The 21,882-nt window shown below is 40.1% G+C and carries 24 protein-coding genes, 2 tRNA genes and 1 riboswitch; of the genes, 16 read left to right on the top strand and 10 right to left on the bottom strand.

All coding sequences use genetic code 11. The annotated features are described in order from the left end of the window. Positions 1 to 73: 73 nt before the first annotated feature. Positions 74 to 424, bottom strand: coding sequence for a hypothetical protein (locus B2400_RS12290; RefSeq protein WP_293933725.1), 351 nt, complete (start codon positions 422 to 424; stop codon positions 74 to 76). A gap of 197 nt (positions 425 to 621) precedes the next feature. On the opposite strand from B2400_RS12290, the gene B2400_RS12285 reads away from it, so the two are divergent. From B2400_RS12285 to B2400_RS12275, 3 genes are read left to right on the top strand one after another with little or no spacing between them, the layout of a single operon-like run. Next, positions 622 to 1,248, top strand: coding sequence for a peroxiredoxin family protein (locus B2400_RS12285; protein ID WP_260040650.1), 627 nt, complete (start codon positions 622 to 624; stop codon positions 1,246 to 1,248). After that, entirely contained in the window at positions 1,248 to 2,246 is a 999-nt protein-coding gene (gene gap / locus B2400_RS12280) for a type I glyceraldehyde-3-phosphate dehydrogenase (protein WP_260040652.1), read from the top strand. The genes B2400_RS12285 and gap overlap by 1 nt, the downstream gene beginning before the upstream one ends. Beyond that, positions 2,243 to 2,677 (top strand): GNAT family N-acetyltransferase, encoded by a 435-nt coding sequence (locus B2400_RS12275; RefSeq protein WP_260040654.1) that lies wholly within the window; start codon positions 2,243 to 2,245, stop codon positions 2,675 to 2,677. The genes gap and B2400_RS12275 overlap by 4 nt, the downstream gene beginning before the upstream one ends. A gap of 7 nt (positions 2,678 to 2,684) precedes the next feature. On the opposite strand, the gene B2400_RS12270 is transcribed toward B2400_RS12275, so the two are convergent. From B2400_RS12270 to B2400_RS12250, 5 genes are all read right to left on the bottom strand, one after another. After that, positions 2,685 to 3,458 (bottom strand): TIGR02757 family protein, encoded by a 774-nt coding sequence (locus B2400_RS12270; protein ID WP_293933721.1) that lies wholly within the window; start codon positions 3,456 to 3,458, stop codon positions 2,685 to 2,687. 42 nt (positions 3,459 to 3,500) lie between these two features. Then, entirely contained in the window at positions 3,501 to 4,499 is a 999-nt protein-coding gene (obgE, locus tag B2400_RS12265; protein WP_293933718.1) for a GTPase ObgE, read from the bottom strand. 18 nt (positions 4,500 to 4,517) lie between these two features. Next, positions 4,518 to 5,087: an adenylate kinase gene (locus tag B2400_RS12260; protein ID WP_149526586.1), complete on the bottom strand. Its 570-nt coding sequence runs from the start codon at positions 5,085 to 5,087 to the stop codon at positions 4,518 to 4,520. Positions 5,088 to 5,162: 75 nt separating this feature from the next. Then, positions 5,163 to 5,236, bottom strand: a tRNA-Arg gene (locus B2400_RS12255). A 344-nt stretch (positions 5,237 to 5,580) separates the two neighbouring features. Further along, positions 5,581 to 5,654, bottom strand: a tRNA-Arg gene (locus B2400_RS12250). 136 nt (positions 5,655 to 5,790) lie between these two features. On the opposite strand from B2400_RS12250, the gene B2400_RS12245 reads away from it, so the two are divergent. Beyond that, entirely contained in the window at positions 5,791 to 6,618 is an 828-nt protein-coding gene (locus B2400_RS12245) for an alpha/beta fold hydrolase (RefSeq protein ID WP_149526587.1), read from the top strand. Between the two features lie 198 nt (positions 6,619 to 6,816). Here the strand turns inward: B2400_RS12245 and B2400_RS12240 are convergent, their stop codons facing one another. Further along, positions 6,817 to 7,647 (bottom strand): patatin-like phospholipase family protein, encoded by an 831-nt coding sequence (locus B2400_RS12240; protein WP_293933712.1) that lies wholly within the window; start codon positions 7,645 to 7,647, stop codon positions 6,817 to 6,819. A 124-nt stretch (positions 7,648 to 7,771) separates the two neighbouring features. Here B2400_RS12240 and B2400_RS12235 point away from each other — a divergent pair, with 124 nt between their 5' ends. From B2400_RS12235 to B2400_RS12220, 4 genes are all read left to right on the top strand, one after another. Next, positions 7,772 to 8,377 (top strand): TetR/AcrR family transcriptional regulator, encoded by a 606-nt coding sequence (locus B2400_RS12235; protein ID WP_293933710.1) that lies wholly within the window; start codon positions 7,772 to 7,774, stop codon positions 8,375 to 8,377. A 35-nt stretch (positions 8,378 to 8,412) separates the two neighbouring features. Further along, the gene (locus B2400_RS12230) at positions 8,413 to 9,045 is read left to right on the top strand and encodes a nitroreductase family protein (RefSeq protein ID WP_260040661.1); all 633 of its coding nucleotides are present in this window, start codon (positions 8,413 to 8,415) and stop codon (positions 9,043 to 9,045) included. Positions 9,046 to 9,523: 478 nt separating this feature from the next. Next, positions 9,524 to 9,814: a type II toxin-antitoxin system RelE/ParE family toxin gene (locus tag B2400_RS12225; RefSeq protein ID WP_149526591.1), complete on the top strand. Its 291-nt coding sequence runs from the start codon at positions 9,524 to 9,526 to the stop codon at positions 9,812 to 9,814. Positions 9,815 to 9,843: 29 nt separating this feature from the next. Further along, positions 9,844 to 10,140 carry a HigA family addiction module antitoxin gene (locus B2400_RS12220; RefSeq protein ID WP_293933705.1) on the top strand — a complete coding sequence of 99 codons (297 nt, stop codon included), beginning with the start codon at positions 9,844 to 9,846 and terminating at the stop codon, positions 10,138 to 10,140. A 115-nt stretch (positions 10,141 to 10,255) separates the two neighbouring features. On the opposite strand, the gene B2400_RS12215 is transcribed toward B2400_RS12220, so the two are convergent. Further along, on the bottom strand, positions 10,256 to 10,558 hold the full coding sequence (locus B2400_RS12215) for a DUF805 domain-containing protein (RefSeq protein WP_149526593.1): 303 nt from the start codon (positions 10,556 to 10,558) through the stop codon (positions 10,256 to 10,258). Between the two features lie 221 nt (positions 10,559 to 10,779). Here B2400_RS12215 and B2400_RS12210 point away from each other — a divergent pair, with 221 nt between their 5' ends. Beyond that, the gene (locus B2400_RS12210) at positions 10,780 to 11,364 is read left to right on the top strand and encodes a sugar O-acetyltransferase (protein WP_293933700.1); all 585 of its coding nucleotides are present in this window, start codon (positions 10,780 to 10,782) and stop codon (positions 11,362 to 11,364) included. A gap of 411 nt (positions 11,365 to 11,775) precedes the next feature. On the opposite strand, the gene B2400_RS12205 is transcribed toward B2400_RS12210, so the two are convergent. Both B2400_RS12205 and B2400_RS12200 read right to left on the bottom strand, forming a co-directional pair. Continuing rightward, entirely contained in the window at positions 11,776 to 12,438 is a 663-nt protein-coding gene (locus B2400_RS12205; protein ID WP_187773862.1) for a hypothetical protein, read from the bottom strand. Between the two features lie 70 nt (positions 12,439 to 12,508). After that, positions 12,509 to 13,117 carry a WbqC family protein gene (locus tag B2400_RS12200; protein WP_293933697.1) on the bottom strand — a complete coding sequence of 203 codons (609 nt, stop codon included), beginning with the start codon at positions 13,115 to 13,117 and terminating at the stop codon, positions 12,509 to 12,511. 73 nt (positions 13,118 to 13,190) lie between these two features. Between B2400_RS12200 and B2400_RS12195 the strand changes: the two genes are divergently transcribed. From B2400_RS12195 to B2400_RS12165, 7 genes are all read left to right on the top strand, one after another. Next, complete coding sequence (locus B2400_RS12195) at positions 13,191 to 14,057, top strand: lysophospholipid acyltransferase family protein (RefSeq protein WP_260040664.1); 867 nt, start codon at positions 13,191 to 13,193, stop codon at positions 14,055 to 14,057. Beyond that, on the top strand, positions 14,058 to 15,092 hold the full coding sequence (locus tag B2400_RS12190) for a glycosyltransferase family 2 protein (RefSeq protein ID WP_149526598.1): 1,035 nt from the start codon (positions 14,058 to 14,060) through the stop codon (positions 15,090 to 15,092). Positions 15,093 to 15,212: 120 nt separating this feature from the next. After that, positions 15,213 to 17,231, top strand: coding sequence for an NAD-dependent DNA ligase LigA (gene ligA / locus B2400_RS12185; RefSeq protein WP_293933694.1), 2,019 nt, complete (start codon positions 15,213 to 15,215; stop codon positions 17,229 to 17,231). A gap of 28 nt (positions 17,232 to 17,259) precedes the next feature. After that, complete coding sequence (gene dapA / locus B2400_RS12180; RefSeq protein ID WP_293933692.1) at positions 17,260 to 18,138, top strand: 4-hydroxy-tetrahydrodipicolinate synthase; 879 nt, start codon at positions 17,260 to 17,262, stop codon at positions 18,136 to 18,138. A 112-nt stretch (positions 18,139 to 18,250) separates the two neighbouring features. Then, the gene (locus B2400_RS12175; RefSeq protein WP_246172248.1) at positions 18,251 to 18,685 is read left to right on the top strand and encodes a hypothetical protein; all 435 of its coding nucleotides are present in this window, start codon (positions 18,251 to 18,253) and stop codon (positions 18,683 to 18,685) included. 178 nt (positions 18,686 to 18,863) lie between these two features. After that, a riboswitch (SAM riboswitch) is annotated at positions 18,864 to 18,977 on the top strand. Positions 18,978 to 19,212: 235 nt separating this feature from the next. Beyond that, a complete protein-coding gene (locus B2400_RS12170) occupies positions 19,213 to 20,520 on the top strand; it encodes an O-acetylhomoserine aminocarboxypropyltransferase/cysteine synthase family protein (RefSeq protein ID WP_260040673.1) in 1,308 nt (435 codons plus the stop codon). 64 nt (positions 20,521 to 20,584) lie between these two features. After that, positions 20,585 to 21,766, top strand: a complete 1,182-nt coding sequence (locus B2400_RS12165; protein ID WP_293933688.1) for a homoserine dehydrogenase — start codon at positions 20,585 to 20,587, stop codon at positions 21,764 to 21,766. Positions 21,767 to 21,882: the final 116 nt, after the last annotated feature.

Here is a 21,882-nt window from a genome sequence, read left to right as displayed (position 1 = left end):
TCAGGCTTTTATGCAAGTTTTTACCCCTCTTTTTAAGAAGCTTTTTCCAATATATTTCAACCCTTAATTCGCATTAGTAGTTAGTATAAAGACCTTTAGCGACCAATATTCCTCCCCATTTGTACGGCATACCAAATATCCTGTCAATCCACGCATCCTTCCTTTTCTGGTTCAAGACAAAGTTTCGTTCCTTTCCTGATTCAAAGACAACGCACATCCTGTCAATCCTCGCATCCTTCCTTTTCTGGTTCAAGACAAAGTTTCGTTCCTTTCCTGATTCAAAGACAACGCACATCCTGTCAATCCTCGCATCCTTCCTTTCCTGGTTCAAAGACAAATTTCCTTTCTTTCTTGGTTGAAAGACAACGCACATCCTGTCAATCCTTGCATCCTTCCTTTCCTGGTTCAAAGACAATACACCCATTCTCTATATTCCTTTCCTGTTTAAGACGATACAAATGAACTTACTATTCCTATCTATCCTTCCTTCCTCCGCTCTCCCACTTGATTGTCACGCATGGGTCAGCATAAGGTCTAAATACTAACTACTAAATACTAAATACTACCTAATACCTAACAAGCCCTACTTTTTTATTAGTTTTACACTTTACAAAATCAGATATGAAAACAAAGTTCTTAATTCCTATCCTTGCGATCTCGCTAAGCACAGTTGCTTGTAATAACAATACTTCCTCGAATCCGGAACAAACGACAGATGAACATGCCGGACATGATCATAGCGCTGCGGGTCACGAAGGTCACAACCATGCGCAAACAACTACGCCTAATCAAGCTCCTCCAATTGAAGTTCCTGCTGTTAAGGCTCCTGTAGTTAGTATTCCTGATTTCAACTTCTATAAAGTTAAATCGGGCATCGCGTTTAGCAAAGCAGATATCCCTGCTGGTAAGAACACCGTGTTTGTATTATTTGATCCTTCATGTGGACACTGTCAGCATGAAACAAGTGCTTTAGCGAAGAACTACGAGAAGATAAAGAATATTAATGTTTACTATGTTTCGATGAATGATCCTGCTTTGATGGCTAGCTTTTTCACCTCTTTCGGGAAGGAATTAGAGGGCAAGCCTAACGTGGAGATGTTATACGATAGAAATCAGGATTTCATTCAGAAGTTCCATGTTCCTAGCAAATTCCCTGCGAATTATGTATATGGTGCTGACGGAGCACTAAAGACATACTGGGAAGGCGAAAAGTCAATTGAAGACGTTATTGCAGCATTTACAAAATAATGAAAATTGCCATTAATGGATTTGGCCGTATTGGCCGCCATACTTTACGGAATTTATTAAATCGTAATCTTTCCGATATAGAAGTGGTTGCGATTAATGATTTAGCAGATACGAAGACATTGGCGCATCTGTTTAAATACGATTCTGTTCATGGTCCCTTGCATCGCGATGTCAAGCATGACGACCAGCATTTGTATGTCGACGGAAAGACTATCCAAGTTTATAATGCGAAATCACCGGAAGACCTGCCATGGGCTGAATTAGGAATAGACGTCGTTGTAGAATCTACAGGTCATTTCGTAAAAAAAGAATTAGCTGAGAAGCATATTCAGGCTGGCGCGAAGCAGGTTATTATATCTGCTCCTTCACCCGATAAAGAAGTGCCGACGGTAGTATTAGGTATCAATGATCAAGATTTCGATTGGTCTACGCCTGTATTCTCGAATGCCTCATGTACTACCAACAACGTAGCACCCCTGATTAAGATTCTGGATGATAACTGGCAGATTCAAGATGGATACATCACGACCGTGCACTCGATGACCGGTGATCAAAATCTTCACGATGCCCCGCATCGTGATCTTCGTCGCTCTAGAGCTGCTTCAGCATCCATTATCCCAACAACTACTGGTGCTGCTAAGGCGATCACCAATGTATTTAAGCATTTGGAAGGGAAGTTAGGAGGCGCAGGAATCCGTGTACCGGTATTAAACGGTTCCTTAACCGACTTTACCTGCACCTTAGCCAAAGAAACCACTGTTGAGGAGATCAATCAGAAGTTTAAAGAGGCTGCAGATAATGGGCTCAAGAATGTATTGTATTATACGGAAGATCCTATCGTCTCCGTAGATATCATAAACAATCCATATTCCTGTGTATTCGATTCGCAATTGACAAGTATTGTAGGTGGATTGGTCAAGGTTGTCGGATGGTATGACAATGAATTCGGATATTCCAACAGATTGGTTGATTTATTAGAAATAGTAGCTAAGAAATGATACGGTTCATCTCTTTACAAGATACGCTAGCTTTGCGCAGTCTAGTACTGCGCAATGGCTTATCTGAGCAAGAATGTATTAACCCGCAAGATCTCCTCCCCGAGACTTTCCATTTGGGATATTTCAATGAAGAAAACGAGCTAGTTTGCGTCTTAACCTGCCAAAAAGAAAATCATCCTAAGCTACCTCATGAGGCTTATCGATTACGTGGGATGGCAACACATCCGGATGGACGTCGTAAAGGCTATGCAAAAGAATTGCTACTTGCAGCTATCGATCATCTGAAAGAGCAGTTGCATATCCCCTACTTCTGGTTTAATGCACGTGAGGTCGCATATCCATTCTACGAAAGTCTAGGTTTCGAATACATGTCTGATGAGTTCGATATACCGGGTATTGGCCCGCATAAAGAGATGTTTAAGCTTCTCTAAGCGACTGTTACATCTCGCCGATCACTCCGATACCAAATAAAGCAAAGTCGTATTTTACGGGATCTAATGGATCTAACTCCCGAAGGTTCTCAGTAAGTTCAACGGCGGTTTTCCAATTGACCTTGTCACCTTGAATTAAGTTAAACTTGTGAGCAACGCGCTCCACATGTACATCACATGGACATATCAGATCGCTAGGACGCAATCTGTTCCATATCCCGAAGTCTACCCCCGCATCATCCTTACGCACCATCCATCGCAAGAACATATTTAACCGCTTACAGCTCGACTTCTGTAAAGGAGAACTGATATGTTTTCTAGTGCGCGTAGGATAATCAGGTAAGGAAAAGAAATAAGAGCGGAAACTATTTAGGGCTTGTTCCACGCGGTTGACCCCCGCAACAAAAGGCTCCTGCAAAAAAGCATCTTCTAGCGAAGAATACCGCTGATAATGCTGTTTAAAAAAGGAAACAAAATATAGTAGATCAGTATCATTAAAGGTACGATGCTTAAAGCCCAACAGCTGCTTTAGATCCTCATCCTGATGATTGATGATAAAATCAAAAGGTGCATTATCCATGCGTTCACCGAGTTCAACACACTTATTGATAATTGTCTTCCGTTGTCCCCACGCCAAGATACTGGCAAAGAATCCCATTATTTCAATATCCTGTTTTAAGGTAAAGCGATGGGGAATACTAATTGGGTCGGCTGGAATAAAATCAGGCGTATTAAACGCTTCAACCTTTTTATCCAAGAATTCTTTTAAAGATACATCCATAATGACAAAATACAAAAAAAGCAACCGAAGTTGCTTTTTATATTATTTGTTAATCTCTTTCCAGATTAAATCTTTCAACTGTTGAATATTCTTACCAGTTACTGAAGAGATAAAGACATGCGGAATGTCTTTCGGAACTTGCAATTCCATTTCCTTCTCCAGTTCCTCATCTAGCATATCCGATTTCGTGATAGCTAGCAATTTCGGTTTGTCTAATAACTCAGGATTATATGCTGTAAGTTCGTTCAATAGGATGTCATATTCTTCCTCTATTGTTCTATCTGTGTCGGCTGGCACCATGAACAGTAGAACAGAGTTACGCTCGATGTGACGTAGGAAACGATGTCCTAAACCTTTCCCCTCTGAAGCTCCTTCGATAATTCCTGGGATATCAGCCATCACGAACGATTTATTATCGCGATAACTAACAATACCTAGATTTGGAACTAGCGTAGTGAAAGGATAATCAGCAATCTCAGGCTTTGCAGCAGAAACAACAGATAATAAAGTAGACTTACCAGCATTAGGAAAACCTACTAATCCTACGTCTGCTAATACTTTCAGCTCAAGGATTACCCATTCTTCTTTACCCGGCATACCAGGCTGTGCAAAACGAGGAGTTTGTTGTGTTGAAGATTTAAAGTGCCAGTTACCAAGGCCTCCGCGACCACCCGCTGTTAAGATCTTCGTCTCGCCATCTTCCGTAATCTCGAACAAAACCTCACCTGTTTCTGCATTTTTAGCTACCGTTCCTAGAGGAACTTCTAAGATCTCATCTTTTCCTGTAGCACCAGAACGAAGCGCACTTCCGCCGGGCTCACCGCTTTCGGCAATAATATGTTTGCGGAATTTTAAATGTAAAAGCGTCCAGTGTTGCGTGGACCCTTTTAAAATAATATGACCACCACGGCCACCGTCGCCCCCGTCAGGCCCACCTTTTGCCGTAAATTTATCACGGTGTAAGTGAGCTGACCCTGCACCTCCATGTCCAGAGCGGCAGCAAACCTTAACATAATCAACGAAATTTGACCCCTGCGCCATTAATCCTCCTAATACTTATTAATAACGATCGATAACCGTTGTCAAGTTGTTGAAGATTTCTTCAATATCCCCGATGCCATTTACTTTAGTCAACTTTCCTTGACCCTCGTAATAAGGCAATACATGGATTGTCTTTCCGAAATATTCTTCGATACGTTTTTTCAATTTATCAGCTGCATCATCTGCACGTCCAGAGATTTCTTGACGCTTAGCAATACGCTGTGTAAGTTCTGTTTCATCAACATCCAATGCTACTACCCCAGAAATTGAAGTATTATTAGACTCTAAGAAAGCATCCAGAGCTTCAGCCTGCGCTACAGTACGTGGGAAACCATCGAAAATAAAGCCTTTAGCTTCTGGGTTTTGTTTGATTTCCTCTTCTAACATCGCAATGGTGATAGAGTCTGGAACCAAATTACCATCAGCGATGATTTGGCTTACTTGTTTTCCTAAATCTGTTTGATTTTTGATATGTCCACGAAAGATATCACCTGTAGAGATATGGTGTAGTCCATATTTTTCGATCAATTTAGCAGATTGAGTGCCTTTTCCTGCTCCTGGAGGTCCGAATAATACAAGGTTTAGCATAGTTTGTCGTTATTTTTATTTTTCAAGATAAAAAATAAAAGCCTAATTCCTCTTAAGAATTAGGCTTTCTTTCAGTGCGCTCAAAGGGAGTCGAACCCCTAACCTCCTGATCCGTAGTCAGGTGCTCTATCCAATTAAGCTATGAGCGCGGCAACCATTACTTCACGACTTATTGCCTTTTCTGTTTTGGTGATGCAAATATACGGAAATAATCTGCTGAGCAAAACTTTTTTTAACATTTCTAGCTAACACCGTTGTATTGAGCAAAATAAAATCATAGTAGTTAGTAGTGAGTATTTAGTATGAAGACCCTGAAGTGCCATTTACAGATTAAAAGCTGGTCGGATTGAAGGAATGGAGGATTATTTGAATCAAGGACGAAAGAGTGCATGGGAGGCCATGATGGTCTAAGATCTAAACTCTCATATCTAAAATCTACCGATTTGAGGTCTAAATACTAAATACTAACTACTAAATACTAAAAAGGAAAATGTGCGCTCAAAGGGAGTCGAACCCCTAACCTCCTGATCCGTAGTCAGGTGCTCTATCCAATTAAGCTATGAGCGCTTTATGAGGGTGGATATCCCCTTGTGGTGGGGCAAATATCGGTACTTTTTTAAATTTTCCAAATCCTTTTTTTCTTTTTTCATTCATTTCAAAACTATATTTACGTCATATTGTTGATTTTAATATATTTACAATTATGGCTGAACGTATCATTAAGAGCAATAAAATTAGAATAGGCGATCTTAGTATTGCTTATCATATCAAGAAAGCGACAGAAACACCCGAAAAAACCATCATCTTCCTGCATGGTTTTCCATTCAATAAGAACATGTGGCGCGACCAACTGGAAAGCTTAGAAGACAATGTCACGGGTATTGCAGTAGATATTCGTGGTCATGGCAATAGCACGAAAGGTCATGGTTTCTTTTCCATTGATGTTTTTGCGAAAGACTTGGGTGTCCTAATGCGCAAGCTTGAGATTGAAGACGCTATCCTTTGTGGAATTTCCATGGGCGGCTACATTGCACTTCGTGCTTATCAGCTATTCCCGGAGAAGATTTCCGGATTGATTCTTTGTGATACCCATAGTAAGGCAGATGACAATGCCGGGAAGCAGAAGCGCTTCGATGCTGTACAGGCGGTACTGCAACATGGGCGTCGCCCTTACGCTATCGGGTTTGTAGGCAATGTCTTTTCGGCGCGCTCGGTTGAAGACAAACCTGAGGCGGTCGAACTGATCAAAAGCAGCATCCGCAGAAATAGTATCTCATCCATCTGTGCAACTTTGCTCGCCCTCGCTGCTAGAACGGACACAACGGATGTATTAAGCGAAATAAAAGTGCCCACACTGATTATCCGAGGGAAAGAAGATAAGATTACTCCGGCGGAATTAATGGAGGAATTACATAAAAAAATTAAAGGATCGACGTATATAGAGTTTGAACATTGTGGACACCTTCCAAACCTGGAGGATACCGAAAAGTTCAACTTGCACATGAACACCTTTATTCAGGAAAAGGTATAATTAACGAGTACGTCGTTAAATGTATAGAACTGATGGGAGCCCTTTCGCGAAAGGGCTCTACTTTTATGGGGTAATCAAGTTCAGTATTTATATTTTGAAAATATAAAGGCGGTTAATAAGTCGAACTGCAGATGACCATTTATGCAAGGACTCCCATCAAAGCGAGCTTTCAATTAAAAGCCACTCTCTCGCAACAGCCTACTTTTCTTCCATTACGACTTTCTTTCTATATGCCGCATCAGGCACAACTTTATTCGTAAGCATTTTCCCATGTTCTATCAACTGCGTTGCTTTATCGTAGTCCCATAAACCCGCAATATTATGAGGAATATTTATCAAATAGTCTGGTTTGTAAAGCTCTACCGAAAGTGCAGCCAGCTTCCGCCTCATCACAAAATAAGCTTCCTGCAACATTCCGATCGAGTTTACCGGCTTATCAAATGCTACCGGTCCGTAGCGCGGGTTAGGTTTTCCATCTAAATTTACAGCCACCACGATATTGCGACGCTTACGCTTCACAAAGTTGATCGGCAAAGGATTCACCACTCCCCCGTCTACCAAGCTGATATCATCAGAAAGAACACTTGTAAAGACTGCAGGAATGGCGATAGAAGCACGAATCGCTTTATAAACTGACCCTTTCTCAAACACCACCTCCTTCTCATTTTTAATATCCGTAGCTATTGCGCGGAAAGGAATATCCATATCCTCAATATTCTTATCCGGAAAGATGTCTTTTAAGGATTCGAACACCCGCTCACCCTTCAAAAGACCGAATCTAGGATTTGTAAAATCCAACAGCTTAAAGATCATCGAACGGTTGATAGACAACATCCAATCTTCCAATTGCTGCAGCCGTCCCTCCACATAAGCCGCCCCAATTAAGGCGCCAATGGAACAACCAACAACCTCATCGATTTCGTAACCCTTCTCTTCTAAACTTCGAATGACCCCAATCTGTACCAGCCCTCTGGCACCCCCACTTCCCAACACCAAGGAGACTTTACGCTTACTTTTAAGAATGTTCATAGCTAAAGTTAAATCTAATTTTCCTGATTGTAAAATGTCATCTTTTTGTCGTTTTCAATTATACATTTTCACATTTTAATTAGCATTGTTACTTTTGCTAACACTGTTAACAAAATAAAGAAAAATGGGCTTATCCGAAAGAAAGCTAAGGCAACAACAAGAAGTGAAAAACCAAATCATCACATCTTCACGTGAAATTGTGAACATGGAAGGTTGGGCTGCGCTTTCTATCCGCAAGATTGCCGACGCCATCGAATATTCGGTACCCGTTGTTTACAAGCATTTTGAAAGCAAGGAAGCCATTACTGCCTTTTTTGTAGCAGAGGGATTTGCGGCATTGAAAAAAGAAATGGAAGCATGTGTTGTACCGACCGATCCTATTGAAAAAAGGGTACAACAGTTAGCCGAAGGCTATTGGCTCTTCGCTTCAAAAAACCCGAAGGATTATGAGTTGATGTTTGGGGTGGGTTTACCTACTTGTGAAATGCATCAGCAAGTACCTGCAATCGCTGAGTTAGCGAATTACCTTCGCCAATTTATCGACGAGCTTATTGAGAGCAGTGGCAAGAAAGACTTGAACACTTGTGTAAAATATCGCAGCTTCTGGTCTATCCTTCACGGCGTGGTAGCCATCGAATTACTGACAATAAATAGATGGGACTCCGTATGCCCATCCGAAGTATTAGCAGACAGTATTCAAGCATTCACGCAATCCATACAAAAGAATTAATATACAGCTTATCATAATTATAATTTTAAAAACCAATGAGTTTAATACAAGACTTACAATGGAGATATGCCACCAAGAAAATGAACGGTCAGGCAGTAGAACAAGCAAAAGTTGATCAGATTATCGAAGCAGCGCGCTTAGCGCCAACTTCTTCAGGCCTACATCCATTTAAAATCATCGAAGTAAGTAACCCTGAATTAAAAGCTAAAATTCAGCCAATCGCATTCGGACAGTCACAAATCGTTGATGCTTCGCATCTTTTGATCTTCGCTGCGTATGATGAATACACGAAAGAGCGCGTAGACGCACCTTTCCTACAACAACAGGTAGAGCGTGGTTTACCGGAAGGCTTTGCGGACGATTATAAAAACGGATTATTTGCTCGCTTCCAAACACAAACAAAAGACGCCCATTTTGATCATGCAGCGCGCCAAGCTTACATCGGCTTCGGAATCGCGATTGCTGCGGCAGCAGAATTACGTGTAGACGCAACACCAATGGAAGGCTTTATCAACGAACAATTGGACGAGCTTTTAGGATTAGATAAACTAGGACTGAAATCTGTTACGATTTTAGCATTAGGATACCGTGACGAACAGAACGACTGGTTGGTTAATCTTAAAAAAGTAAGGGTTAACAAAGAAGAGTTTGTTATCAACTTAAACTAATCCATAAAAGGAAACTAGTAGATTAAAATACAAAAACACATTGAAAAGCAGCTGTCTGAAAAGGCAGCTGCTTTTTATTTTTTCGAAGATTTTTCGTCTTCATAGTACGCTAAGAACTTTCATCCTTATCGGAATTACCTTCGAAACATAACAGTTTTAAAGGAAAGATCCATATACCGATCTACAACTCGTCGAAACTCGTTCGACATTAACCCCTTTCAAACCCAATACAAACCCAATACAAAACCCTATCATAACCCTTTCCGATTGGGTATGAAATGGGTCAGAACAAGCTTTAAAATGTAAGTGTTAGATAGTAGGTATGATTTCATTTTATATTGCTGCTCTGTCATTTTATATCTGCTTCCAACAAAATAGACCTAGTGAAATATTAGTTGAATTGAAGAATTGTAAATTGTAACTTTACAATTTACATGACAATAGCCGAGATTTTTTTATGCATTAATGTATCTGGCAAATGATAAAATCATTTACAAATAAAGCTATAAAAGCTTTATGGCAATCGGGAGAAACAAAAAGACTTCCTCCGGAAAGCGTCAATAAGATTATCAAGATTTTAAACTATATCGATAGCATCAATAGCATATCTGATTTGCCAGAACCAATCATTAAGAAATACCGGATTCATGCATTGAAAAAGCCACCTTATCAAGGATTTTGGTCGATGGATGTAAGTGGAAACTTTAGAATAATCTTTCGATTAGAAAATGGAGATGCGTATGACCTTCATTACTTAGACACACATTAAACGCTGAAAAACAATAAAATAGGAGCACTATGAAACAAAATCCCATTGTACATCCTGGATTACTATTAAAAGAGGATATACTAGAATTCAACAATTTATCGGTGACAGACGCAGCAAAACTGTTAGGGATCACGCGGATAAACCTCTCAAAAATCATAAATGAGAAGTCCGCCATATCTCCAAATATGGCGATTCGAATTAGTAAGGTATTTGGGGGTTCGCCAGATTTTTGGCTGAAGCTACAAATGCGATATGATTTAATAAATGCAGAAAAAGAGTTCGAAAAAAAGAATATCCAATTAGAGAAATATAACAAAGCCTCATAATAATCATATGAACGGCAATTCAACACCTAACTAGCTGATATGAGATCTCGAGCAATAAAATCGCACATCAAGTAATAAATCAGCAGCAAGCAAAATCCGACGCCGCAGCCCTATCCTATTTCAACTCTTCGCCTTTAGCTGGCAGTGCTGCCAAATAGACTCCAGCGACTGGTAAAAGAAAAAGCCATTTGTTGATACCGACATCATTCATTCGACGGAATCCCAAAGCCAACATCGGGAAAAAATTAAGACCGATTAGATAATAATGGAGATTTTCAATACCTATTCTTTTCCCAACTACGCTCAAAATAATCGTAAGCAAAAAAGTAGCGATATAGAATGTCCAGAATTCCTTGATAGATGATTTACCGCGGTAATCAAATATGTTTAAATAAGGGTTAATGAGATCTTTAATCAATGTCTTAGATAATTTGGTTTATTTGTTAAATATACAAGATTTTTAAATATAAATCAAGATTCCTATAACTTCCCTTAATTTTTTCATTATTGTGTTTTTAAGGAGCGCCAAGACCTTTCATCATTGTGATGGATATTAATGGAAAAATGAAAGTTTTTTTCGGGATGTAAGTGCTGAACGTACATTTTTGTATCTTTCCAATTCAGTAAAATCATCTTAAAATGAAATCAGCAAAGGAAAAAATGATCGCTGGAGAGCTCTTCTTGGATATGGGCGGGGAGCTCTTTCAAGAGCGGCAACAAGCTAAAAAGATGCTTCATGAGTTCAACCAAATGGATCCCACGAAGGTTAAAGCCCGCAATCAGATTATCAAAAAACTCTTCGGAAAAACCTCCAACCGTTTTTTTATAGAACCGCCCTTCCGCTGCGATTATGGATATAATATAGAAATAGGTGATAACTTTTATGCGAATTATAACTTAGTTATTCTCGACGGCGCGAAGGTCAGCATCGGCGACAATGTGATGATTGCTCCAAATGTTAGCCTATTCACGGCCTCCCATCCTATTGACGCAAAGCTACGCACAGAAGGCTGGGAATTCTCCAAGCCGATTACGATAGGCAATCAAGTATGGATTGGTGGCAATACCGTTATTAATCCCGGCGTCAGTATAGGCGATAATTCCGTTATCGGATCCGGGTCGGTAGTAACAAAAGATATACCAGCCAATGTTGTTGCTGTAGGCAATCCATGTCGAGTGATTCGGCACATTGATAACAGCGATGAGCACATAAAAAATACCTGAGGCGGGGAACCCCAGGTATTACCAAACCAATTATTAACCTAAATTATGAAATTATGAATTTACTATCTAAACGGTAGTTGTTGACGTTTATTATATAAAGAGTGTATCTTTTACACTTTTTTTTTGTTACAAATTATTTCCAGAGTTTGCTTGGTGATTTTCACAAGCAAAAATGCCCGTATAAAACCTTCTGGTCTATATTGAAAAAGCAAGGGAGATGAACATACTTGATGTTTTTAACAACAGCCCCAAAAAACAAAATACCCGAGGCGGGGAACCTCAGGTATTTACCAAACCAATTATTAACCTAAATATTTTTTCTTCTATTCTTTATTATAACGAAGTCAATATTCGATTATTGTATCTTTATTAAAATTTTTAATATTTCTTTTTTCTTGCGTTCAAAAAACACTAGTTGGTCGTATTCTGGATTACGTCTACCACCTTGTTTTTCAAACTGGTAATATCCGATTTCAACCCAACCATCAAGGTCATTACATTGACTGGATTCCCTTGAATTTCTCTAAAATTATGCATGTATCCGAGTTCCGTCCCTAAGAAAAAGCCTTTGAATTTATAGTCCGCCCCTATTCCGATTTTAGCAGCTGGGGAGATGCTATACTTATAATGAAGCTCCACGAGTTCATTATTTCCTGCATCCTGAGCTCTAGGCTCGATATTCAGCGCACCGGCAGGTCCTATATAGGCATACGTGTTCAAGCGGTTCCATTGCCGACGAATACCTCCGGCCAAAGAAAGTACATACATCGAGGCACGGGCATTTTCTATCACACGATTATATTTAGAGTCTGGGAATAACTGATCATATTTGAAATTCATCAAATACAATGTTGGCTGTAGATAATATTTGGGGTTCTTTAAAGAAATATCAAGCCCCATACTTCCCGTAAAAAGCTTCGTAGAAAGGGCTTGTTTGGTTTTCCCTAAAGGAAGGGCAATACCAGTCCCGCCGAAGTAGTAAACTTTGTTATAATGTAAGGTATCCGCACCTTTTTGCGCGAACGCGCTAAATGACACCCAGCAAAAAAATGCCAGTAAAACTAATTTCCTCATTAAAAATTGTTGGTTTATTAATTAACAATATTCCCGTACAATTTGTTTTACCAGCGATTCAAATTAGTTTCTATAAGAAGTTTTTTGATTGCGGACCTTGGCTGAAGAGTAGATCGATAATACTTAGATTCGGTATGAATCCGTTCTTTTCTTCAAATAGCTGATAATAGGGTTTTGGATCGCTCATTGGCGAAGTCTGTCGCGGATGTATTGCTTTTCTATAGTCTATCCCCCCCTCCACATCGGTATAGCTTTCCGAGAAGCTGATTTCTCTATTCATTTTCAACAACTTGAGAATCAGCTTAATTTGCTCCGTATTATAATCTAAAAGAAGTTCATATTCTTTTTCATAAAATTCTCTAAAGTCGTCTTCATAGAATTCGAAATATGCAGAACTGCGATAGGCGGTCTGTATACTTAGCCAGTGCAGGCGTTGCCAAGGGTGATCATAATTGATCCTGACATCTTTCATTCTAACACGTTCTTTTCTGCCGTGCACAATCGGCACGATCAGATCCAAGATACCATTAGCTGTTCCGATTTGCGTTCTGGTACGGAAGGTCTGTTTTGGATAATTTTCAAATTGCTCAATCACAAGGGGTTGATCGTTTTGTTTTATCGCATGGAAGTAAGAAACATTCGGCAAATAGCACGCCGGCATTAAAAGTCCTGATGACATAAGTAAATAAACAACAAAATGTCCGCAAAAATAGCTTTATTTGGGGATATTTGCATAGTACTTATCACTTGTGATGAAAGAAAAACTAGTATCGGGATTACTTTATCTTATTTCATTATTACCATTTTGGTTGTTATATTTGATTTCAGATGTACTTTTTGTGCTAATTTTTCATGTGATTGGCTATAGGAAACGGGTGGTGTTTGAGAACTTACGAAATGCCTTTCCTGAGAAGTCCGACGCAGATATCAAGCAGATTGCGCTAGAGTTTTATCGATATTTCCCTGATCTCTTGGTTGAGATTGTAAAGCTAGCGAGCATTTCAGAGAAGGCCGTTCGCGAACGTATTGAACTTTTGAACCCAGAGGAGGTTTATCGGCATATACGTGCTGGCAAATCGGTCATCGGTGTAACAGCGCATTATGGCAATTGGGAGATGGGTATCCATAGTCTCTCGTTGATGATGGATACGCCCGAGCTAATCATCTACAAACCTTTAAATAATAAAGTATTCAACGAAGTCTATAACCGCATCAGAACCAGGTTTGGAGCGACGATGGTGCCGATGAAACAGATTCTGAGGCACATGATAAAGTTGAAAAATGTACCACATATCAGTATGTTTGTGGCGGATCAGACGCCTGTATATCAGGAGTCTGATTATTTCATGGAGTTTCTGAATCAGGAGACATTAGTTTATACCGGTACCGAGCGTATCGCTCGGATGACAAAGAATCCTGTCGTATTCTGTGAGATCAGAAGAAAGAAAAAAAGAGGATATTACTATTGTAAGTTCACTACATTAGTAGAAAATCCTGATGAGTATCCAGAACATGAGATTACCCATATCCATAATCGGTTTACGGAGCAGATTATTCGCGAGGAGCCTGCTTATTGGTTATGGTCTCATCGTCGATGGAAAAGAAAAAGAAGGAGTTAAATGACTAATAATCCAAAAGTAGCAGTTGTCATATTAAACTGGAACGGTCGATTTTTCTTGGAGAAATTCCTTCCTTCCGTGTTTAACAGCACTTATCAAAATATTGAGTTTGTTATCGGCGACAATGGTTCGTCCGATGACTCTATTGCATATGTTGAAGAGAATTACCCGAAGTTTACCATTTTAAAGAATTCTGAGAATTTAGGATTCGCGGGTGGGTATAATGAAATACTTAAGCGTGTTCAGGCGGACTATTATGTACTACTGAACTCGGATGTTGAAGTGTCTCAGAATTGGATAGAGCCGGTTATTGCGCAGATGGAAAAAGACCCATTGCTAGTGGCTGTGCAACCTAAGATACAATCTTATCATCAAAAGGGTTATTTTGAGCATGCCGGTGCTGCAGGCGGCTATATTGACTATTTTGGATTTCCGTTTTGCCGTGGCCGAATTTTCGATCAAGTGGAAAAGGATGAGGGGCAATACGACGATGAGAAAGAAATATTTTGGGCCACCGGAGCGGCATTATTCATAAAATCGGCGGCCTGGAAAGAAGTCGGTGGCTTCGATGCTGATTTCTTCGCCCACATGGAAGAAATTGACCTGTGCTGGCGATTGAAGAAGCTAGGATACAAAATTGGATATTGTCCTAATTCTCTGGTCTATCATGTCGGTGGCGGCACATTGAACACCAGCAACCCGCATAAAACATATTTAAACTTCCGCAATAATCTCCAAATGCTACAAAAGAACCTCCCAGTTGGTCAAGGTATTTGGAAGATTTTCCTTCGCTTTTGGTTGGATTTCGCGGCCTTACTGAAGTTCTTGATGGAACGAAAACCGAAGGATGCATGGGCCGTGAGCCGCGCGCATCAATATTTTGTCAAAAACTTCATCAAAAACGCAAGAAAACGAAAGACATATTCGAGCAAAGAGAACAAAGTTGGTCAATACAAGAACTCCATCGTATGGGATTTTTATCTGAATAATATCCATAAATTCTCTCAACTAAAAGACAATAATTTCCATCATTAGATGTTCTGCTGAAGAATGTTTTTTACTGGTTTATCTTTTATTGCTCTATAGTTTGCGTATTTAATTAAATAGTTGTTTTAAATTGTTTTAGGCCTAGAATATTTTGTATTTTCGTGGTCTATGTCAGCAGATATCCAGTCAAAAATTGAGCAGCTCACCCAGGAATTAAACGAGTATAATTATCAGTACTATGTATTGGCCGAATCGTTAATTTCTGACTATGATTTTGATCAAAAACTCAAAGAATTAGAATCCTTAGAGGCTCAATATCCACAATATCGTGATCCCAACTCTCCTACTTTAAAGGTTGGTGGAGATATTACGCAAAAGTTCAAGACCGTAAAGCATAAATGGCCAATGATGTCATTGGGCAATACGTATAATGAGCAGGAGTTAAAAGATTTTGACAACCGCGTAAGGAAGGTCATTGGCGATCAGCTTCAATATGTTTGCGAACTTAAATTCGACGGCTTATCTATTTCGTTGACCTACGAAAATGGAAAGCTATTGAAAGCCGTAACGCGTGGTGATGGTACGCAGGGTGATGAAGTAACGAACAACGTTCGTACGATTCGTAGTATTCCGCACCAGCTAAAAAAAGGCACTTTTCCAGATACGTTTGAAATCAGAGGCGAGATTTTTATGCATAAGTCGGCGTTTCTTCGTTTGAACAAGGAGCGTGAAGAGAACGGCGATCAGACTTATGCCAACCCAAGAAACTTTGCGTCGGGCACCATTAAGCTACAAGATTCCGCCGAAGTTGCCAAGCGTCCGTTAGACTGCTTCCTATACTTTTTGTATGCCGACAATAGAAATAAACTATTCGACAATCACTGGCAGAGTATTGAAGCTGTAAAAGAATGGGGCTTCCATGTTTGCGAGCATACCAAACTTTGCAACAATATCGACGAGGTATTAGATTTCATTCATTATTGGGATGAAGCCAGACATAAGCTATCCTATGAGATTGATGGGATTGTTATTAAAGTAAATGATTATGCACAGCAGGAAGATCTTGGCTTTACAGCAAAGTCTCCGCGCTGGGCAATTTCCTATAAATTTAAAGCAGAGCGTGTAGAAACCATCTTGAAGAGCATCAGCTATCAGGTTGGGAGAACGGGTGCAGTGACCCCTGTTGCTAATTTGCAACCTGTGCTATTAGCAGGAACAACCGTAAAGCGGGCATCCCTGCATAATGCGAATGAAATCGCACGTTTGGATCTACATGAAGGCGATACGGTATTTGTAGAAAAAGGCGGTGAAATTATCCCGAAGATTATTGCTGCGAATGTAGAAAAACGTCCTGCGGGCGCTGTTGCTATTGTCTACCCTACGCACTGTCCGGAATGTGGAACCGAGCTTATCCGTCAGGAGGGCGAAGCCGTTCATTATTGTCCGAATGAGGATGGTTGCAAACCGCAAATCGTTGGAAAGCTCCAGCACTTTATCGGTCGCAAGATGATGGATGTACAAGGTCTTGGTGATGAGACGATAGAAACTTTCTATCGCTTAGGCTTGGTTTCTAAGATTTCAGATTTATATGCGTTGAAGGATCATCAGGATAAGCTAGTAGGCTTAGAAAGATTTGGTCAAAAGTCTATCGACAATATGTTAGCCGGCTTGGAGGCATCTAAACAAAAGCCATTTGAAAAAGTACTGTTTGGCTTAGGGATTCGTCATATCGGTGAGACAGTTGCCAAGAAATTAGCACAGCATTTTAAGAATATCGATGCTATCGCGGCAGCATCTGCTCAAGAGATTGAATCTGTTCCGGATATCGGTTTCCGTATCGCGGAAAGTGTACATTTTTACTTGAACCAGCCCGAGCATTGGGAAGAGATCGAGAAGTTGAAAGCGGCGGGTCTGCAATTTGAAATTGAAGAGAAAGAAATTGTGCTTGCGGGCGACGGTCTTTCTGGTCAGACGTTCTTGATTTCTGGCGTCTTCGCCGACTACTCTCGTGAAGAGCTTACAGCATTAATTGAATCGCATGGGGGTAAGATGCTTAGTGGGATATCCGCAAAATTGAACTACCTAGTTGCCGGGGATAAGATGGGGCCATCGAAATTGGCAAAGGCTGAGAAGCTGGGCGTACCGATTATTTCGGAAGGCGAGCTATTGGCAATGATTAACAAATAGAATACATACATTAAATAATTATATACGAATGAATGAGCTTCAAGGAGCAGGTGTAGCTATCGTTACACCTTTTAATGCAGACGGATCTGTGGATTATGAGACCCTGGGTAGGCTGATTGACTACCAAATTCATGGGGGAATTGATTACATCGTTTCTTTGGGAACAACTGGCGAAACAGCCACATTGTCGAAGGAGGAGCGAAAGCAGGTTTGGGCATTTACTTCGAAGCATGTAGATAAACGCATTCCCTTGGTTGCGGGCATTGGCGGCAATAACACCATGGAAATTGTTGAGCAGGTTAAGAATTTCGATGTATTGGATTATATCGCAATTCTATCGGTATCTCCATACTATAACAAGCCTACGCAAGAGGGAATTTACCAACACTATAAAGCGATTGCTGAGGTCTCTCCCCTTCCGATTATCTTGTACAACGTACCGGGAAGAACGGGCAGCAATATGACCTCTGCAACTACCGTTAGACTAGCAAATGATTTTAAGAACATTGTTGCTATCAAAGAAGCGTCAGGCAGTTTTGCACAGTTCAGCGAGATTCTACGTGATAAGCCAGCAGATTTTATGTTGATATCAGGTGATGATCCTGCTACCCTGCCAATGATTGCTTTGGGAGCCGTAGGTATTATCTCAGTTGTTGGAAATGCTTATCCAAACAAGGTTTCAGCGTTAGCACACCTATGTTTAGAGGGTAATTTTGAGCAAGCGAGAATTATACATTCAGATCTTCTTCGCATTACCGACCTATGTTTCATCGAAGGTAATCCAGCAGGGGTAAAATACATCCTGAAGCAAAAAGGATTTGGTGAAGACACGGTTCGTTTGCCACTCGTTCCGGTTGGTAAGCAGACGCAGGAAGGCATAGTTGAGGAAATCAAAAAACTTTCCTAGTATTTGTTTCTAAATAATTTGCGGAGATACAGCTACTAATGGATTTCTTTTCGCGTAAAGTTTTTATTTTAGGTATCTTTTTTGCGGATTGCAGACAAATAAATATAAGAACATGGAAACCACAACAAACCAACAGCCTAAGAAAGGTGGATCAATGATCGGCAAGTTTATCAGCTGGACGCTATTAATTGTTGTCCTAATCGTTGCAGGTTGGGTCTATTGGAATTACTACAATGTTTTTGGCGAGGGCGTAAAATCCGGCGTCTTGAACTATGCCGTGAAGAAAGGTAATATATTTAAGACCTACGAAGGAAAACTGATTCAAGAAGGCTTTGGCGCAACTAAAACCGGTACAGGATTAACGAGCAATCAGTTTGAGTTTTCTGTGGAGAACGATTCTATCTATCGTATTCTGGAAGTGAACAGCGGAAAAGTATTCGATCTTCACTACAAGGAATACCGTGGTGTATTGCCATGGCGTGGAAACACGGTCTACATCGTAGACCAGATTATCCAAATGCGCGATTTAAAACCTGGTTCTTATTAAGCTGAGGCTATTATCAGATTGATATTTTTGCAAGCTTCTGAGTTCGATATTTTCAATACTTATCGAATTCAGAAGCTTGTTTATTAAAAAAACATTGCATAATTGATTTTAGCAATGTATATTTGCGCAGTGCCGAGCAATTGGCACCTAATCAAAACCCTTCAAAACGATTGGTCTTGATTTATAAAGAAGTGGCGAGAGACTGGCTCAAAGACCCACTGGCAACCTTCAATAACGATTGAAAAGGTGCCAATTCCTGTCCAAAGCAATTAAGCTGCGGAGCATATAAATGACAAAAGACTATGACTTCAACATTTACAAATTCTTTTATTGGATTTTCTAGCGGCAAACCTGCTAGCAACTCTCCTTATACTATCTTTTTCGTCGTGAACACCTGTTCACGAATGCGATAGTCGTCGGTATTCCCAGATTCCTTGGATAAGGAATTCTCATACCTCTACATGACGACCAAAGCTTAGCGATTAAAGAACATAATTCATTATTTATCATTTTAAAAAATTACAACAATGGCTGATATTAAGAACTTAAAATTTGAAACATTACAGGTACATGCAGGACAAGAAGTAGACCCTACTACTGGTTCTAGAGCATTGCCTATCTACCAAACATCGTCTTATGTATTTGAAAATGCAGAGCACGGTGCTAATCTATTTGCATTAAAACAATTCGGAAATATTTATACCCGTATCATGAACCCGACAACGGATGTGTTTGAAAAGCGCATCGCTGCATTAGAGGGAGGTGTTGCGGCAGTTGCTGTTGCTTCGGGACAAGCGGCACAGTTCATCGCTTTAACGAATATCCTAGAGGCAGGTGATAACTTTGTATCGGGTGCAAATCTGTACGGAGGTACCTACAACCAATTCAAAGTTTCTTTTAAACGCTTAGGGATCGAAGCTCGCTTTGCAGAAGATACGGATGCTGATAAAATTGAAGCTTTGATTGATGATAAAACAAAAGCTATCTACGTGGAGACAATCGGAAATCCGAGCTACAACATCCCGGATTTTGAGCGCATTGCTGCTGTTGCGAAGAAGCACGACCTTCCATTAATCGTGGACAATACATTCGGTGCTGGAGGTTATTTGTTTAAGCCATTGGAGCATGGTGCGAACGTTGTTGTTGAATCTGCAACAAAATGGATTGGTGGACATGGTACTAGTATCGGTGGTGTCATCATCGATGGTGGTAACTATAACTGGGGAAATGGCAAATTCAAACAATTCTCAGAACCTTCAGAAGGGTATCATGGATTAGTTTTCGCTGATGTATTTGGTGAGAATGGTCCTTTTGGAAACATACAGTTTGCTATTAGAGCGCGAGTAGAAGGCCTGAGAGACTTCGGTCCTGCCCTATCTCCATTCAACTCTTTCTTATTGGTACAAGGCTTAGAAACCTTATCATTACGCGTTCAACGTCATGTTGATAACACATTAGAGATTGCACAATGGTTGGATGCTCATCCTCAAGTAGAGAAAGTTAGCTACCCTGGATTGAAAAACCACCCATATCATCAAAATGCACAGAAGTATTTAAAGAATGGCTACGGTGCTGTTTTATCATTCACTGTTAAAGGCGGTGTTGAGAAAGCAAATGACTTCATCGATGCTTTGCAATTGATCAGCCACCTAGCGAATGTTGGGGATGCGAAGACGTTAATTATCCACCCTGCTGCAACAACGCATCAGCAATTAAGTGCTGAAGACCAAGCTAAGGCTGGTGTACTTCCAGGACAGCTAAGATTATCGGTAGGTATTGAGCATATCGACGATATCAAAGCAGATCTAGAGCAAGCTTTTGAGAAAATCAAGTAGGTATAAGCACCAATTGATTGCAAATAAGAATATAAAAACGAAAAGAGAACACTAAAAGAATACCATGAGTAAAAAACTTGTTATCGGGATGTTTGGGTTCGGCGTTGTCGGCCAAGGATTGTACGATATTATCAAGACGAAGGATTTAAATCTAGAGATTAAGAAATTTGTTATCAAAAATCCAGATAAGAAAAGAAGCCTTCCTGCTGAATTATTCACTACCGATGCAAACGCTATATTAGAAGATCCGGAAATCAATACCGTTGTTGAGTTAATTGACGATGCCGATGCTGCATTCGAGATCACAAAGCGCGCCTTATCTTCTGGCAAGAATGTCGTGTCAGCAAATAAGAAAATGATTGCTACACATTTAGAAGAGCTCGTTGAAATTCAACATCAGCATGGCACTTCGCTATTATATGAAGGTGCGGTTTGCGGAAGTATTCCGATCATCCGTAATCTTGAAGAGTATTATGATAACGAGCTATTGCACTCGGTGAGCGGTATTTTCAATGGATCATCTAATTACATTCTTTCCAAGATCTTCAATGAAGATCAAAGCTATGATGTTGCTTTGAAGAAAGCACAAGATTTGGGTTTTGCAGAAACCGACCCTACGTTAGATGTCGGTGGTTTTGATCCTAAATTTAAATTGGCAATCGTTGCTTCGCATGCTTATGGACTATATATTAATCCAGACGAAATCTTAAACTTAGGTATTGATACGCTGGGCGATGCGGATATTCGCTATGCGCGCGAGAAAGATTATAAGATCAAGCTGATTCCATTGGCTAAGGAGGTTGATAATCATCAGGTGGTATTATATGTTCTGCCGAAGTTCATCAAAAAGAGCAATATTCTGTACAATGTAGAAAATGAATATAATGGTGTATTGGTGAAAGCTGCGTTTGCTGATGAGCAATTCTTTTTAGGAAAAGGCGCCGGCGGTCACCCGACGGGTTCTGCAGTATTATCGGACATCACTGCATTGCGCTATGATTACCGTTACGAATACAAGAAACATCTGGATGCACAGCAAGTACAGTACACAAAAGACTATACAATCACTGTATATTTCAGATATGATGACGAAGATGTACTAGAAAACATCATTTTCATTAATATTTCTGAGCGTTTTTACAGTGAAAATCACAAATATGTGATTGGAACGATAAATGTTCAGGAGATTATTGATAAAAGAGCAGTAATTCATCAGCAAGGAAATTTCATAGCCGAAATAATCTAAAATTGAAAAGGAGAAAGCGCAATAAATATTGCGCTTTTTTTCTGAAAGTGTCTGTTTCCAGAGGCCATCAGAAACTTTCATCTCTGTTGGTATCTCAAAGGAAACATGAAAGTTTT

Origin of the sequence: Sphingobacterium sp. UBA6645 (assembly GCF_002455685.1) — a bacterium.
Classification (GTDB): Bacteria; Bacteroidota; Bacteroidia; order Sphingobacteriales; family Sphingobacteriaceae; genus Sphingobacterium; species Sphingobacterium hotanense.
Note: the sequence above shows the minus strand (reverse complement) of the source record. Positions and strands in the feature narration are given on the sequence as shown.